Genomic DNA, 14,798 nt, shown 5'->3' with positions numbered 1-14,798 from the left:
ATCTGCCGAGCCTATCAGATGAAATAATCAGTTACTTCCTGGAGTGTGCATGTACCTCACCGAGTTCTTGACCGTGGCACTGATTCACCTGTTGGCGGTGGCCAGCCCTGGCCCGGACTTCGCCGTGGTGGTACGTGAAAGCGTGACCCATGGCCGGCGCGCCGGCACCTGGACGGCATTGGGCGTCGGGTCGGCGATTTTCCTGCACGTAGGGTATTCGCTGCTGGGCATCGGCTTGATCGTGTCCCAGTCCATTGTGCTGTTCAACGCATTGAAATGGGCGGCGGCGGCCTACCTGCTGTACATCGGCTTCAAGGCCCTGCGCGCCCAGCCGGCCAAGCCTGCCAGTGAAGAAGACCTGCACCTTGAAGTGGGCGAGCGCACCGCCCGTGGCGCGTTCACCTCGGGTTTCGTCACCAACGGCTTGAACCCCAAGGCCACGCTGTTCTTCCTTTCGCTGTTCACCGTGGTGATCAACCCCCACACGCCGCTGGCGATCCAGGCCGGTTACGGGCTGTACCTGGCCGTGGCGACCGCGATCTGGTTTTGCCTGGTGGCGATGCTGTTCAGCCAGCAACGCGTGCGTGCCGGGTTTGCACGCATGGGGCATTGGTTTGATCGGACGATGGGCGCGGTGCTGATTGCCATCGGTGTGAAGCTGGCGTTTACCAGCATGAAATAAGCCGGATGCTGGCGCAAAGCTAGTATTCATTGGGTTCTGCAAATCATTCCTTTGGCTGATTTGGCTGAAACATAAGCGCTCTACAGTGCAGATGTTTCAGCCAAGACCGTGCAGTCAGATAAGGGATTCGTATGTTGCAGACTCGTGTTATCCCGCCCGCCGAAGGCGCCTACCAATACCCGCTGTTGATCAAACGCCTGTTGATGTCCGGGACACGCTACGAAAAAACCCGGGAAATCGTCTACCGCGACCAGTTGCGTTATACCTATCCGACTCTGATCGAGCGCGTCGCCCGCCTGGCCAATGTGCTGACCGAGGCTGGGGTCAAGGCCGGCGACACCGTGGCCGTGATGGACTGGGACAGCCACCGCTACCTGGAATGCATGTTTGCCATTCCGATGATTGGCGCAGTTATCCACACCATCAACGTGCGCCTGTCGCCGGAGCAGATTCTGTACACCATGAACCACGCCGAGGACCGCTTTGTGCTGGTCAACAGCGAGTTTGTGGGGCTCTACCAGGCCATCGCCGGCCACCTCACCACCGTCGACAAAACGCTGTTGCTCACCGACGGCGCGGACAAAACCGCCGAGCTGCCCAACCTCGTGGGTGAGTACGAAACGTTATTGGCAGCAGCAAGCCCGCGGTACGACTTCCAGGATTTCGACGAAAACTCCGTCGCCACCACCTTCTACACCACCGGCACCACCGGCAATCCCAAAGGCGTGTATTTCACTCATCGCCAACTGGTGCTGCACACCATGGGCGTGGCGACCATCATGGGCAGCGTCGACAGCGTGCGCCTGCTGGGCACCAACGACGTCTACATGCCGATCACCCCGATGTTCCATGTGCACGCCTGGGGCTTGCCCTATGTGGCGACCATGCTCGGCCTGAAGCAGGTTTATCCTGGCCGCTACGACCCCGAATACCTGGTGGAGCTGTGGCGCAAAGAGAAGGTCACGTTCTCCCATTGCGTGCCGACCATCCTGCAAATGGTGCTCAACGCCAAGGCTGGCCAGGGCGTGGATTTCAGCGGCTGGAAAATCGTCATCGGCGGCAGCGCGCTCAATCGTTCGCTGTATGAAGCATCCAAGGCCCGTGGGATTCAACTGACGGCAGCGTACGGCATGTCCGAGACCGGGCCGCTGGTGTCCTGCGCACACCTCAATGAAGAATTGATGGCCGGTACCGAAGACGAACGCACCACCTATCGCATCAAGGCCGGCGTGCCCGGGCCTTTGGTGGAAGCGGCGATCATCGATGGCGACGGCAACTTCCTGCCCGCCGACGGTGAATCCCAAGGCGAATTGGTACTGCGCGCACCGTGGCTCAGCGAAGGCTACTTCAACGAGCCGGAAAAGGGCGCGGAGCTCTGGGCCGGCGGCTGGATGCACACAGGTGATGTGGCCACCCTCGACGCGTTTGGCGTGATCGATATTCGCGACCGCATCAAGGATGTGATCAAGACTGGCGGCGAGTGGATCTCGTCCCTGGCGTTGGAAGACCTGGTCAGCCGTCACCCGGCGGTACGCGAAGTAGCGGTGGTGGGGATTGCCGACCCGCAGTGGGGCGAGCGCCCGTTTGCGTTGCTGGTGGTGCGTGATGGCCATGTGATAGGGGCCAAGGAGCTCAAGGAACATCTCAAGCCATTTGTGGAATTGGGCCACTTGAGCAAGTGGGCGATTCCAAGCCAGATCGCCGTTGTTACGGAAATTCCCAAGACCAGCGTCGGCAAGCTCGACAAAAAACGTATCCGTATCGACATCATCGAATGGCAAGCGAACAACAGCACCTTCCTCTCTACCCTCTGACACTGCTTGCCGTGCCCTCGCGGGCACGGCGGCGCTCTATTCCGAGCCTTCACTTGTGATTTGCCAATTTTCAGCCATCCTTCCGTCGCTGACCTTCGTCAGCATGGCGAAAAGGACTGTGGCAGACGGGTTGGTGATGCAAATCACACTTTAGAGGGATCAAGCGGTACCCCCTGCTGGCTATAGTTCATCCCAGAGTTTTTCAAGGTGCGGTGCTGTGAACCCGGCGGGTTCATGTGTTCGCCCGGCATTGGAATCGTTGTATTCCGGCCGTTACAAGCTCTTGGAAACGACTCACTGCCATAACAATAATGCACATGGAGTAGCGTCGATGATCTCAGCAAACCAGTTCTGGCGCCGGGCAAAACTGCCTTTGGCCGTCAGCCTCGCCTCTACGCTCGCCGGGCCTGCATTCGGCGTCAGTTTCAACATCGGTGAAATCGAAGGCAGCTTTGATTCGTCCCTGTCGGTCGGGGCCAGCTGGTCGACGGCGGGTCGCAACAAAGACCTGATCGGTGCCAACAACGGCGGCAGGGGGTTGTCGCAAACCTCTGATGACGGTCACCTGAACTTCGACAAAGGTGATTCCTTCTCGAAGATCTTCAAGGGTATCCATGACCTTGAGTTGAAATACGGCGACACCGGCGTGTTTGTCCGGGGCAAGTACTGGTATGACTTCGCGCTGCAAAACGAAGACCTGGACTTCAAGAATGTCAGCAACAACAACCGCAAAGAGGGCGCCAAGTCTTCTGGCGGGCAGATTCTCGATGCGTTCATCTATCACAACTACACCATTGCCGATCTGCCAGGTAACGTGCGGTTCGGCAAGCAGGTGGTGAGCTGGGGTGAGAGTACGTTCATAGGTGGGGGGATCAACTCCATCAACCCGATCGACGTGTCCGCATTCCGTCGTCCCGGGGCCGAGATCAAGGAAGGCCTGATCCCGGTCAACATGTTCTATGTGTCGCAGACCCTGACCGATAACTTGTCGGCAGAAGCGTTCTATCAGTTGGAATGGGACCAGACGGTAACCGACAACTGCGGCACGTTCTTCTCGCAGCCGGACGTGGTTTCCGACGGTTGCAGCAACAACCTGCGGGTGCTGAACAAGCGCTCGACCATTCCAGGCGCCGCACTGCCTACCCTCAACGCCCTGGGCGTGGATGTGAACAACGAAGGTGTGCTGGTGCGCCGTGGGCCGGACCGTGACGCCCGCGACAGCGGCCAGTTCGGCGTGGCGATGCACTACAACTTCGAGCCGCTGGATACCGAGTTCGGCGCCTACTTCATGAACTACCACAGCCGTGCGCCGATCTTCAGCGCCCAAGGCGCGCCAGCATCGGCCTATACCCGGCCTCTGGGGCCACTGGGTGCGCTGCGGCCGCTGATTGTTGCGGGCAGTTCCAACTACTTCATCGAATACCCTGAAGACATCCGCCTGTACGGCTTGAGCTTCTCCACCACGCTGCCTACCGGTACCGCCTGGAGCGGTGAGTTGAGCTATCGGCCAAACGCGCCAGTCCAGCTCAGCACCACCGACATTCTCTATGCAGGTGTCACGCCGATCCCGGGCTTCGGGAATGCCTCGGTGCTCAAGGGCAGCCCCGGTCAGGACTTGCATGGCTATAACCGCAAGGAAGTTACGCAGTTCCAGACCACCTTTACGCACTTCTTTGACCAGGTCATGGGCGCCAGCCGTTTGACCACGGTCGGTGAAATTGGCGTGACCCACGTCGGTGGCCTGGAAAGCAAATCCGAGGCGCGTTATGGCCGTGATCCGGTCTTCGGTCCTGGCACGCTGCCAGGCGGGTTCTGTAACGCCCTTAACAACTCGACGGCCAACGGCGCCGGTCTGCCGAATGCCGCTGGCCTGAACACCAACTGCAACAACGATGGCTACACCACGGCCACCTCCTGGGGCTATCGCGCTCGTGCCATCTGGGAATACCCGGATGTCTTCGCCGGTGTAAACCTCAAGCCCAACGTGGCGTGGTCCCATGACGTCAAAGGCTACTCGCCAGGTCCTGGCGGCAACTTCGAAGAGGGTCGCAAGGCCGTCAGCCTGGGTGTCGATGCCGAGTACCAGAACACCTACACCGTCAGCCTCAACTACACCAACTTCTTTGGCGGCAAATTCACCACGGTGGATGACCGTGACTTCATCGCCTTGAGCGCTGGCGTGAACTTCTAAGCACACTCTCTTTAAGCAGTATGTTTTCAGGAAGAACCAGAACATGAAAATAACTAAAAATCTGTTGCAGGTGGGTGTGCTGGGGCTGTCGATCATGGCGGGTAGCGTCATGGCCGCTGTCTCGGCCGATGAAGCCGCCAAGCTCGGCACGACCCTGACCCCGATGGGCGCTGAAATGGCCGGCAACGCGGCCGGCACCATCCCTAAATGGTCGCCACTGCCAACCAACGCCGGCGCCGTGGATGCCCGTGGCTTCCTGGCCAACCCGTACGCCAGCGAACAACCGCAATTCACCATCACCGCGCAGAACGTCGAGCAGTACAAGGACAAGCTGGCGCCGGGGCAGTACGCGATGTTCAAGCGCTACCCGGACACCTTCAAGATGCCGGTCTACCCGACCCATCGCGGCGCCACGGTGCCGGCTGATGTGTTCGCCGCCATCAAGAAAAACGCCACCAGCACCAACCTGGTGTCTGGCGGCAATGGCCTGGAAAACTTCGAAACCGCCGTACCGTTCCCGATTCCGAAAAGCGGCGTGGAAGTCATCTGGAACCACATCACCCGCTATCGTGGTGGCAGCGTGACCCGCCTGGTGACCCAGGCCACGCCGCAAACCAACGGCTCGTTCAGCCTGGTGTACTTCCGCGACCAGTTCGTGTTCCGCGACAAGATGAAGGACTACGACCCGAAAAACCCGGGCAACATCCTGTTCTACTTCAAGCAGCAAGTGACCGCGCCGGCACGTCTGGCCGGTGGTGTGCTGCTGGTGCACGAAACCCTCGACCAGGTGAAGGAACCGCGTTCGGCGTGGGTCTACAACGCCGGCCAGCGCCGTGTGCGCCGGGCACCGCAAGTGTCGTATGACGGTCCGGGTACCGCCGCCGACGGCCTGCGTACTTCCGACAACCTCGACATGTTCAACGGTGCGCCAGACCGCTACGACTGGAAACTGGAAGGCAAGAAAGAGCTCTACATCGCCGAAAACAGCTACAAACTCGACGATCCGAAGCTCAAGTATGTCGACATCATCAAGGCCGGCCACATCAACCAGGACCTGGCGCGCTACGAGCTGCGTCGTGTGTGGCATGTGGTTGCAACCCTGAAGGAAGGCCAGCGCCACATCTACGCCAAGCGTGACTTCTTCATCGACGAAGACACCTGGCAAGCTGCGGTGATCGACCACTACGACGGTCGTGGCCAACTGTGGCGCGTGGCTGAAGCCCATGCCGAGAACTACTACGACAAGCAAGTGCCGTGGTACGCCCTCGAAACCCTCTACGACCTGCAGTCCGGCCGCTACCTGGCACTGGGCATGAAGAACGAAGAGAAGCAGGCCTATGACTTCGGTTTCACCGCCACCACCAGCGACTTCACCCCGGCGGCCCTGCGCCAGGATGGTGTTCGCTAACCTGCTGTAACAGAGGCCGCATCCTCGAAAGAAGCCCCGACTGGTTCGGGGCTTTTTTTTGCGGGACCACTGTGGCGAGGGAGCTTGCTCCCGCTGGGCTGCGTAGCAGCCCCAAAAACGGGAGCGCTGCGCACTCCAGCGGGAGCAAGCTCCCTCGCCACAGAGTGTCGGTCGTTCCAGAAGAAGTCCGGATATTTTTTGTTGTAGTCTTTTTCAGACAATTGTTGCAAAGATCTACAAAGCTGCCGCTTTTACCGCTAGTCTGCGGACATCTGCAATGCCGACAACAGCCTTCTACAAGAGCCCGGCGATGACTGATCTGTCCCGAATTCAAGGGCCTGCCAGCGCGGTCATTCCGACCCTGGAAGGGCGCTTCTATCGACCCCCACTGCCTGACGGCTACGTGTTGCGACCGCGCCTGTGCGAACGGCTGAGTGAAGGTTTGGCCGGGCGTCTGTTGCTGGTCAGTGCTCCGGCCGGCTTCGGCAAGAGTTCGCTGGCGGTGGAGTTCTGCCAGAGCTTGCCAGCCCACTGGCAAAGCCTGTGGTTGGGGCTCAGCCCCCGAGATAACGACCCGGGACGTTTCCTTGAACGCCTGCTCGACGGCCTGCAGCAATACTTCCCGCAGTTGGGCGCCCAGTCCCTGGGATTGCTGAAAATGCGCCAGCGCCATCAACCCTTTGCGTTTGAAGAGTGGCTCGACGGCCTGCTGGATGAACTGACGGTGCACCTGTCGATCCAGGCGCCGCTGTTGCTGGTGCTGGATGACTACCATTTGGCCCAGGGCCCGGTACTCGACCGCTGCCTGCAATTTTTCCTCAACCATCTGCCCGACGGCCTGTTGGTGCTGGTCACCAGCCGTCAGCGCCCCGACTGGCACCTGGCGCGCCTGCGCCTGTCCCGGCATTTGCTGGAGCTGAACGAGCAGGACCTGCGCCTGACTCACGCCGAATCCCTGGCCCTGCTGGATCGCCACAGCAGTTCATTGCGCGGCGAAGCCCTGGATAACTTGATCCGACGCAGTGAAGGCTGGGTGGCCGGCCTGCGTTTCTGGCTGCTGGCGGCCTCCGAAGCTGGCAGCGAAGGCGCATTGCCCCAAGGCCTGCACGGCGGGGAAGGGCTGATCCGCGATTACCTGCTTGAAGAAGTCATCGACTGCCTGCCAGCGGAAGTCCAGGCGTTTCTCTACGACACCGCGTCCCAGGAGCGCTTTTGCAGCGAACTGTGCGACGCCGTGCGCGAAGCCCACGACAGCACCGAAATCCTGCGCTACCTGCAGGCCCACCAGGTATTCCTGGTCCCGCTGGACGAACAGGGCCACTGGTACCGTTATCACCATCTGTTTTCCGACCTGCTGCGCACTCGGCGCGCGAGTAATGCCGTGTTGCCGGCTGCCAGCCTGCACCTGCGGGCCTGTCGCTGGTTCAATGCCCAGGGCTTGATCGATGAGGCGGTGGAGCAGGCGTTGCGGGCCGGTCACCTGGATGTGGCGGCAAACTTGGTGCAGAACCTCTCCGAAGAGCAACTGCTGGCGGAGCAAAACGTCGGCATGTTGCTGCGCTGGAAAATGGACTTGCCCGACAGTCTGTTGATGAGCACGCCCCGTCTGATCGTGCTCTACAGCTGGGCGTTGGGGTTGGCCTGCCAACTGGACGCGGCGCAAGAGTTGGCCAGCCATCTCAGCCGCTTTCTGCCGGCGCCGTCAGCCACCGCGCAAAAGTCGATGTTGGCCCAATGGCTGGCCCTCAGCGGGATCATTGCCCGAGGGCGTGGCGACCGCGAGTTGACCCAGTTGTACTGCAGCGAGGCCCTGGAAAGCCTGCCGCACAAACGCTATGGCCAGCGGTTGATGTGCCTGTCGACCCTGTCCAACCTGGCCATCGTCGATGCTGACCTGTGGCGCGCCCGTGGCTTGAACCGAGAGTCCCTGGAGCTGGCGCAGCGCGTCGGCAATCCGTTGTTCGAGGCATTGGCCCATTACGACCGGGCGCGGGTGCTACAAGCCCGTGGCGAGATCCTGCGCTCTCTGGATGAAGTGCGTCAGGGCCTGCAACGCTTGCAGGGCCTCGCGCCGCAACGCCTGTATGCGGTGCGTGCCCGCTTGGCGCTGTATGAAGGCTACCTGCTGCTGGTGCGTTGCCAGCCCGAAGCCGGGCTGGCTCGCCTGCGTGCCGGTCTGGCCGAGGCGCGGGCCTGCCGGGATATCAGCGTGCTGATCGGCCATTGCGTGATCGCCAGCTTCGAAGGTCGCCGTGGCGACTTTCCCATGGCCTTTGCCGAACTGGCCGAGGCCGAGCGCTTGATGCACATCTGGGACGTGCCGCCGATTTTCTACCTGGCGATGATCACCCTGGTCAAATGCGAACTCTGGCTGGCCCAGGGTCGCACCGACCTGGCCGACGCCTGGCTGACACGGCTGGGGCAAACGTACAACGGTGAACAGGCCGCGGCCGCGCCGGAGTTTCACCCGCACCTTCCGCAACATATCGAGCTGCAACAGGCAGCGCTCGACGCCATCCGGCATCAGCCGGCGGCCTCACTGCAACGGCTCGACGAACTGGCGCACCAGGCCCATAACAGCGGCCGGCAGATGATCAGCCTGATGGCGCTGACCCAGCAGGCGCAGTTGCTGTTGGACGGTGGTCAGGAAGCGCTGGCCCGCCCCGTGTTTGCCCGCGCGCTTGCAGCGGCTGCCGGTGGCGCGATGCAACCCTTTCAGCGCTTGCTGGAGCGCTATCCCGACTGGACGCGGGAGCAGCTTTTGCGGGATCCCTATGGTCAGATGAACCAGAGCCTGCTGGCACGCTTGCCGGATGTTGCGGTGGTTGAAACCCCACACACCCTTGAAACCCTAAGCTCCCGCGAACTGGCGGTGCTGCACCTGATCGCCCAGGGTTGTTCGAACCAGGAGATCAGCAATCAGCTGTTTATCTCCCTGCACACCGTGAAAACCCACGCCAGTCATATCAACAGCAAGCTCGGAGTGGAGCGGCGCACGCAGGCGGTAGCGCGGGCGCAGGAGATGGGGTTGTTGGGGTAGGCACCTCGATCAATGGGACCGGAAGCCCCAAACGATTTCCACCACGCGCTCTGCTACCAGCACATAAACCAGGATCAGCAGCAGCTGAAGCACCAAGTGATAACGAAGCTTGGCCAGCCTGCGGATTCCGTCGCTCACATTCAGCACCATCAGCAAGGTGGAAACCACGATCAAGCCCCAACCGGCCACGCTTGACGCCAGGACGCCGAGGAACAGCTCATGCTTCCCGGACAGCGCGTTGGTACCCGCGGCAAACAGCAGCGCGCACACCAGCAGGTTCTTCACATTGTCGAAGACCTGGGTGCTGAAATCATTTTCCAGCAGTTGCAAATACCACTTCCAGAATGTGCGCATGGCTCAATCCTTGGCTCAATGTTTACGGTACGGCGGGGCATCCACTCGGTGACTTGTCGGCGGCCTGGCTGAGCAGTGCGGCAAACCGTTTGACGTTGTTTTGCTGAGCGATCACCAGGTCATCAATGGTTGGGCCGGATGGCGACTGCACCACCGTGCGACACGTCAGCGGCGTGCGTTCGTCTGTGCCCGTCTGGCGAAGTCGCCATTTTACGTCGAGCAGGGCGTACTGCCCGGGGATCGAGTCAAAGCGCTGTACTTCAATACGCACCGCCAGGTTTTTCCGGTTGCTGGCGAGTTGGTCCACCAGCGCGCTGCGCAGCTCATCCACCAGGCTGGCGGCCCACCATTGCGTCTCAAGAATCGCTACGCCGCTGTCGCCCTGGCGGATGACAATCTGCGGTCGGTCGACCTGCGGCGGCACCGTAATGCTTTCAATGCGGATTTCACCCCCCGCGGTCAGGGACGCATTGCTGCGATGCACCGGCGTCAGGGTGTGAAATTGAATCGGCTCGCTGCGGCACGCCGCAAGCAGCAGCAACCCGGCGAGCAGCGTGATCTTCAGCGGGAAGGCCATGGTGGTTGCTCCTGTGGTCATTTGCGCGGTGGCCCTTGCAGGTCCGATGGCGCAGCGTTGTCGGGGCGACCACGAATCAGGGATTCGGGATGGCGTGCCAGGTAATCCGAAAGCTCTCGCAGGGAGCGCGACATGCGGCTCAGTTCATCCAGCGTCTGGGTCAACTGCTCCCGTTGCGGCGAATCCTCGGCCAGGGTCGAACTGGCTGACTGCAAGGTTTTACTCACGTCGGCCAGAGTGTTCTGCACGCGCGGGAGTGTCTTGGCGTTGACCTGACCGAGGCTTTTGCGCAATTCGACCAGGCTCCCGTCGAGGTTGCCGGCAATCCGCTCGATCGGCAGTTGGTTGATCTTGTTGACGATGCCTTCGAGTTTTTCCTGCAGTTGTTCCAGGTTGCCGGGGATGGTTGGAATATTGACGGGGCGCTGGTTTGGGTCAAACACGACTTTTTCGGCCTTGGGGAAGAAGTCCAGGGCGATGTACAACTGGCCGGTGAGCAGGTTGCCGCTGCGAGCCTGGGCCCGCAGGCCGTGTTCAATGAAGTTGCCCATCAGGCGCACGCCGCCGGCCTCATCGTTAGGGTCATGCTTCAGGACTGTGAGCATTTTGGTGTTGGCTTCGCCGAGGCGTTGCGGGTAAATCACGATGCCGACGTTCACCGGGAAGCTACGTTTTTTCTCGTCGAAATCCAGGTTGATCGACACCACTTTGCCAAACTCGATGCCCAGGAACTCCACCGGCGCACCGACGGTGAGCCCGCGCAAGGCTTGATCGAAACGCAGGTTCAGGTATTGCCCCTTGCCATTGGGCGGGGCCAGCGCGGATTGCTGGTCGGCGAACAGTTCATAGGAGTGCTCCTCACCTGCCGGTTTGTCGTTGGGGCTGTACGGCGGGGCCAGGAAAGCGATGCCGCCCACCAGCATCGAGGACAAGGATTCGGTTTTCAGCGCAAACCCATTGGCGCCAACACTCACGTCAATCCCGCTGGCGTTCCAGAACCGGGTGTTCTCGGTGACGTAGGTGTCATTCGGCGCATGCACGAACACATCGATGTTCACGCCTTTGCCGTCGGTGTCCAAGGCATAGGCCACCACCTGGCCGACGGGGATTTTGCGGTAATAGACCGGGGAGCCGATGTCCAGCGAGCCCAAATCCTGGGTGTGCAAGGTGAACCGCTTGCCAGGCTCGCCATAGGTGATGGGCGGCGGGTTTTCCAGGCCTGTGAAGCGGTTGGCGCGGGTATCGGACTGGCCGATGTCGGCGCCGATGTAATCACCGGAGAGCAGCGTGTCGATGCCGGAAACGCCGCCCGCACCAATACGCGGGCGCACCACCCAGAATTGCGAGTCTTCCCGGGTGAAGCTTTCAGCCTGCTTGGACAGTTTGATCGTGGCGTTGACGTTTTTCTGGTCGTCGCTCAACTCCACGTCAGTCACCTGGCCGATCACCACATTGCGGTATTTGACGTCGGTCTTGTTGGCGGTCAGGCCGCTGCCGGTCTTGAAGGTAATGGTGATGCTCGGCCCTTGCTGAAGGATGCTGTGCACCACCAGCGAAATGCCCACCAGCACCGCGACAATCGGCACGATCCACACCAGCGAAACGCTGAAGCGCCCTGTCTTGATCGCGGGTTGGCCGGGGGGCAGCGGTTTGTCAGTGGTTTGCGACGCCATCCGGCATCTCCTCGTTGTGGGGGTTTTCCCAGATCAGGCGGGGGTCGAAACTCATTGCCGAGAGCATGGTGAACACCACCACCAGGCCAAAGAACAGAATACCCAAACGTGGCTCGATGGTACCCAGGGCCTGGAACCGCACCAGGGCCGCCACCAGCGCCACTACGATTACATCCAGCATCGACCAGTAGCCAATCACCTCGACGAAGCGAAACAGCTTCGAGCGCTGCTTGCGTGCCCACTGGTTATTGCGTTGCACGGTGACCAGCAGCAGGGTCAGCGCAACGAACTTGATACCCGGCACCGCGATGCTGGCGATGAAAATGATCAGGGCAATGTCCCAGGCGCCGTGCTGCCAGAACTCCAGCACGCCACTCATGATGGTGCTGTCGGCGCCGGAGCCGAGCATCGAGGTGTTCATCACCGGCAGCAGGTTGGCAGGGACGTAAAACGCCAGTGCCGTCAGCATGTAGGCCCAGGTGCGGGTCAATGAGTGGACCTTGCGCCGGTGCAAGGGCGCATCACAGCGTTCGCACGCATCGGGGGTGGCGCGGGTGTCACAGGCGTGGCCGCAGCTGTGGCACAGGCACAGGTTCAGCTCGCTGGCGGTCGGTGGCCGGCTCATAAGGTATCCCACAAGTCGCGAATATCGCGCCCGGCAATGCGGATCAGCAACAGGCTGAGCGCCGCCAGGGCAAACAGGCCGGTGCCAGGCAATACATCCAGCATCCCGGCGAGCTTGAACACCGCCACCATCGCGCCCAGCAGGCAAACTTCCAGCATGCTCCAGGGCCGGAGGGCTTCGAGCCAGCGCATGCAGACTTTGAACGCCGGTGAGCGCCTGCCCTTCATCGCAAAGCCCAGCACCCACATCAGCAGCAGCAACTGGAAGACTGGAGCGATGATGATGGAGATCGCCGCCACCAGCGCGATAAAGGTAATCGGGCCCTGGGCCAGCGCAACCACGGAGTCCCATAAGGTGGCGCTGCTTTTCAGGCCTTGCAGGCTGATGCTCATTACCGGGTAGAAGTTGGCGAAAACCCACAGCATGGCGGCAGTCAGGGTCAGCGCCATGCGTTGCTCCACCGACAGCCCGTTATAGCGCTGGAGCACGCCAGCGCATCGGGTGCAGAGGGTTTTTTGATGTTTGCCGAGCGTGACTTTTTCGTACACGCAATCGCAGTGTTCACAGATGATCAATGGGCTGAGGGTCGCCACGAGTCCCACTCCAAGCGCTATAGGTTGCGCGTTGTACGTCTGGCGCCAGAGTAGCTTAGCAGTTGGCTGGTTTGATACCCGTGCACTTGCGGGTGCTTTCGGATCGGGCGTCTCGTCGAACATACTGTGCCCAAGAGTGTGTCTTCGAATTTGCAGGAATAGCCATGAATATTCAGTCCCCCGCGCTGATCCGCGAAACCTTCCCGGTTGGCCCGTTGCAGTGCAACTGCACGATCATCGGCGACCCTGTCACCAAGAAAGCCATCGTGGTCGATCCGGGCGGCAATCACGAGTTGATCCTGGCGCGCCTCGATGCGCTGGGCCTGAAGGTCGTCAGCATTATTCACACCCACGCCCATCTGGATCACTTCCTGGCTTCCGGGCAGTTGAAGGAAAAGACCGGCGCCACGTTGCACCTGCACAAGGAAGACCAGTTTCTGTGGGACAACCTGGAAATGCAGTGCCAGATGTTCCGCGTGCCGTACACACCCGTGCCGCCGCCGGATCGCTGGCTGGAGGATGAAGAGGAGCTGGCCTGCGGTTGTGGGGTCGCCTTGCACACACCTGGACACACACCGGGCTCGATGAGTTTCTGGTTCGCTGATGCGAAGTTGCTGATTGCCGGCGACACCCTGTTTCGGCGTGGTGTCGGGCGTACGGATTTGTGGGGCGGAGACCAGGCGACCATCGTGCGTTCGATCAAGCAACGGCTCTACACCCTGGATGAAACGGCGGTTGTGGTGGCGGGGCATGGTCCGGACACGCGCCTGGGAGATGAAATGCGTGAGAATCCGTTCGTGCGGGCGTGAAGGGAAACCGGGGTAGTTTTTCGGATACCAAATGGCGACTATCGGACGAAACTTATAGAAAAAATGACAATTACCGTTCAGCAAGTCTCTGCTAGGGTTTGACTGTGCACACCGGTGACCGGACATGGAATTTTTGCCGTTTGTCGTGTTCCAAGCTCGGCACAGGTCCATTGCCAATGTCCTCTGCATCACAGAATGCAAAAGTAGGAGCTTCCTTCATGTTCACTTCTCGTCGTCTGCTTGTTGTCGCTACCGCCGTAGCCTTGTTGTCCGGCTGCGCTTCACCTAATCCTTATGACGGCAGCCAGGGACAGGCGAATAATGGTTCAGAGGGCGGCATCAGCAAAACCGCCAAGTACGGTGGCCTGGGGGCCCTGGCCGGTGCGCTGGCAGGTGCCGCCATTGACCACAACAACCGCGGCAAGGGCGCGCTGATCGGTGGCGCTATCGCCGGCCTCGGCGCTGCCGGCTATGGCTACTACGCGGACCAGCAGGAAAAGAAACTGCGCGAAAGCATGGCCAATACCGGGGTTGAAGTGCAGCGCCAGGGCGATCAGATCAAGCTGATCATGCCGGGTAACATCACCTTCGCCACCAACTCGGACGCGATCTCCAGCAGCTTCTACACGCCGCTGAACAACCTGGCGAACTCCCTCAAGCAGTTCAACCAGAACACCATCCAGATCGTTGGCTACACCGACAGCACCGGCAGCCGCCAGCTCAACATGGACCTGTCCCAGCGTCGTGCGCAGAGCGTGGCTAATTACCTGACGTCCCAAGGTGTCAGCCCGACCAACCTGACTGCTCGCGGTGCCGGCCCGGATAACCCGATTGCCAGCAACGCTGACGTCAATGGCCGTGCCCAGAACCGTCGCGTGGAGGTTAACCTGGGTCCGATTCCTGGCCAGCAATACGGTCAGCCGGCCGGCCAGCAGCAACAGGCGCCGCAACAGAACAACCAGTTCCAAGGCAACCCGTACCAGCAGTACCAGTAACCGCCAGCCAATAAAAAGGGCGTCGTGCAATCAATGC

Annotated in this window: 12 protein-coding genes; 7 read left to right on the top strand and 5 right to left on the bottom strand. The window is 60.7% G+C overall.

Annotated features, from left to right (window positions below; translation table 11 throughout):
• The first annotated feature begins 49 nt into the window (after positions 1-49).
• From HBJ59_RS04830 to HBJ59_RS04810, 5 genes are all read left to right on the top strand, one after another.
• A complete protein-coding gene (locus HBJ59_RS04830; protein WP_063027187.1) occupies positions 50-682 on the top strand; it encodes a LysE family translocator in 633 nt (210 codons plus the stop codon).
• A 131-nt stretch (positions 683-813) separates the two neighbouring features.
• Positions 814-2,496: a fatty acid--CoA ligase gene (locus HBJ59_RS04825; protein WP_167662891.1), complete on the top strand. Its 1,683-nt coding sequence runs from the start codon at positions 814-816 to the stop codon at positions 2,494-2,496.
• Between the two features lie 331 nt (positions 2,497-2,827).
• Entirely contained in the window at positions 2,828-4,687 is a 1,860-nt protein-coding gene (locus tag HBJ59_RS04820) for a DUF1302 domain-containing protein (protein WP_167662890.1), read from the top strand.
• A gap of 43 nt (positions 4,688-4,730) precedes the next feature.
• Positions 4,731-6,095, top strand: coding sequence for a DUF1329 domain-containing protein (locus HBJ59_RS04815; protein WP_008434250.1), 1,365 nt, complete (start codon positions 4,731-4,733; stop codon positions 6,093-6,095).
• A gap of 310 nt (positions 6,096-6,405) precedes the next feature.
• On the top strand, positions 6,406-9,135 hold the full coding sequence (locus HBJ59_RS04810) for a LuxR C-terminal-related transcriptional regulator (protein ID WP_167662889.1): 2,730 nt from the start codon (positions 6,406-6,408) through the stop codon (positions 9,133-9,135).
• Between the two features lie 9 nt (positions 9,136-9,144).
• Here HBJ59_RS04810 and HBJ59_RS04805 read toward each other — a convergent pair whose 3' ends face one another.
• The 5 genes from HBJ59_RS04805 to HBJ59_RS04785 are packed head-to-tail and all read right to left on the bottom strand — an operon-like array spanning position 9,145 to position 12,957.
• The gene (locus HBJ59_RS04805; protein ID WP_076014401.1) at positions 9,145-9,489 is read right to left on the bottom strand and encodes a hypothetical protein; all 345 of its coding nucleotides are present in this window, start codon (positions 9,487-9,489) and stop codon (positions 9,145-9,147) included.
• A 22-nt stretch (positions 9,490-9,511) separates the two neighbouring features.
• A complete protein-coding gene (locus HBJ59_RS04800) occupies positions 9,512-10,066 on the bottom strand; it encodes a PqiC family protein (RefSeq protein ID WP_167662888.1) in 555 nt (184 codons plus the stop codon).
• A gap of 17 nt (positions 10,067-10,083) precedes the next feature.
• Positions 10,084-11,739, bottom strand: a complete 1,656-nt coding sequence (locus tag HBJ59_RS04795) for an intermembrane transport protein PqiB (RefSeq protein ID WP_167662887.1) — start codon at positions 11,737-11,739, stop codon at positions 10,084-10,086.
• A complete protein-coding gene (locus HBJ59_RS04790) occupies positions 11,720-12,364 on the bottom strand; it encodes a paraquat-inducible protein A (protein WP_167662886.1) in 645 nt (214 codons plus the stop codon). Before HBJ59_RS04790 ends, HBJ59_RS04795 begins: the two co-directional genes overlap by 20 nt.
• Positions 12,361-12,957, bottom strand: a complete 597-nt coding sequence (locus HBJ59_RS04785) for a paraquat-inducible protein A (protein WP_076014397.1) — start codon at positions 12,955-12,957, stop codon at positions 12,361-12,363. The genes HBJ59_RS04790 and HBJ59_RS04785 overlap by 4 nt, the downstream gene beginning before the upstream one ends.
• A gap of 164 nt (positions 12,958-13,121) precedes the next feature.
• Here HBJ59_RS04785 and HBJ59_RS04780 point away from each other — a divergent pair, with 164 nt between their 5' ends.
• Complete coding sequence (locus HBJ59_RS04780) at positions 13,122-13,766, top strand: MBL fold metallo-hydrolase (protein WP_076014396.1); 645 nt, start codon at positions 13,122-13,124, stop codon at positions 13,764-13,766.
• A 218-nt stretch (positions 13,767-13,984) separates the two neighbouring features.
• Positions 13,985-14,761: an OmpA family protein gene (locus HBJ59_RS04775; RefSeq protein WP_167662885.1), complete on the top strand. Its 777-nt coding sequence runs from the start codon at positions 13,985-13,987 to the stop codon at positions 14,759-14,761.
• Positions 14,762-14,798 lie beyond the last annotated feature (37 nt).

This window comes from Pseudomonas sp. AN3A02, from assembly GCF_011765255.1.
Lineage (GTDB): Bacteria > Pseudomonadota > Gammaproteobacteria > Pseudomonadales > Pseudomonadaceae > Aquipseudomonas.
Note: the sequence above shows the minus strand (reverse complement) of the source record. Positions and strands in the feature narration are given on the sequence as shown.

What these genes read in the sequence shown, in the direction of transcription:
- HBJ59_RS04830 (WP_063027187.1), top strand. Translation starts at nt 50, where the DNA reads ATGTACCTCACCGAGTTCTTGACCGTGGCACTGATTCACCTGTTGGCG.
- HBJ59_RS04825 (WP_167662891.1), top strand. Translation starts at nt 814, where the DNA reads ATGTTGCAGACTCGTGTTATCCCGCCCGCCGAAGGCGCCTACCAATAC.
- HBJ59_RS04820 (WP_167662890.1), top strand. Translation starts at nt 2,828, where the DNA reads ATGATCTCAGCAAACCAGTTCTGGCGCCGGGCAAAACTGCCTTTGGCC.
- HBJ59_RS04815 (WP_008434250.1), top strand. Translation starts at nt 4,731, where the DNA reads ATGAAAATAACTAAAAATCTGTTGCAGGTGGGTGTGCTGGGGCTGTCG.
- HBJ59_RS04810 (WP_167662889.1), top strand. Translation starts at nt 6,406, where the DNA reads ATGACTGATCTGTCCCGAATTCAAGGGCCTGCCAGCGCGGTCATTCCG.
- HBJ59_RS04805 (WP_076014401.1), bottom strand. Translation starts at nt 9,489, where the DNA reads ATGCGCACATTCTGGAAGTGGTATTTGCAACTGCTGGAAAATGATTTC.
- HBJ59_RS04800 (WP_167662888.1), bottom strand. Translation starts at nt 10,066, where the DNA reads ATGGCCTTCCCGCTGAAGATCACGCTGCTCGCCGGGTTGCTGCTGCTT.
- HBJ59_RS04795 (WP_167662887.1), bottom strand. Translation starts at nt 11,739, where the DNA reads ATGGCGTCGCAAACCACTGACAAACCGCTGCCCCCCGGCCAACCCGCG.
- HBJ59_RS04790 (WP_167662886.1), bottom strand. Translation starts at nt 12,364, where the DNA reads ATGAGCCGGCCACCGACCGCCAGCGAGCTGAACCTGTGCCTGTGCCAC.
- HBJ59_RS04780 (WP_076014396.1), top strand. Translation starts at nt 13,122, where the DNA reads ATGAATATTCAGTCCCCCGCGCTGATCCGCGAAACCTTCCCGGTTGGC.
- HBJ59_RS04775 (WP_167662885.1), top strand. Translation starts at nt 13,985, where the DNA reads ATGTTCACTTCTCGTCGTCTGCTTGTTGTCGCTACCGCCGTAGCCTTG.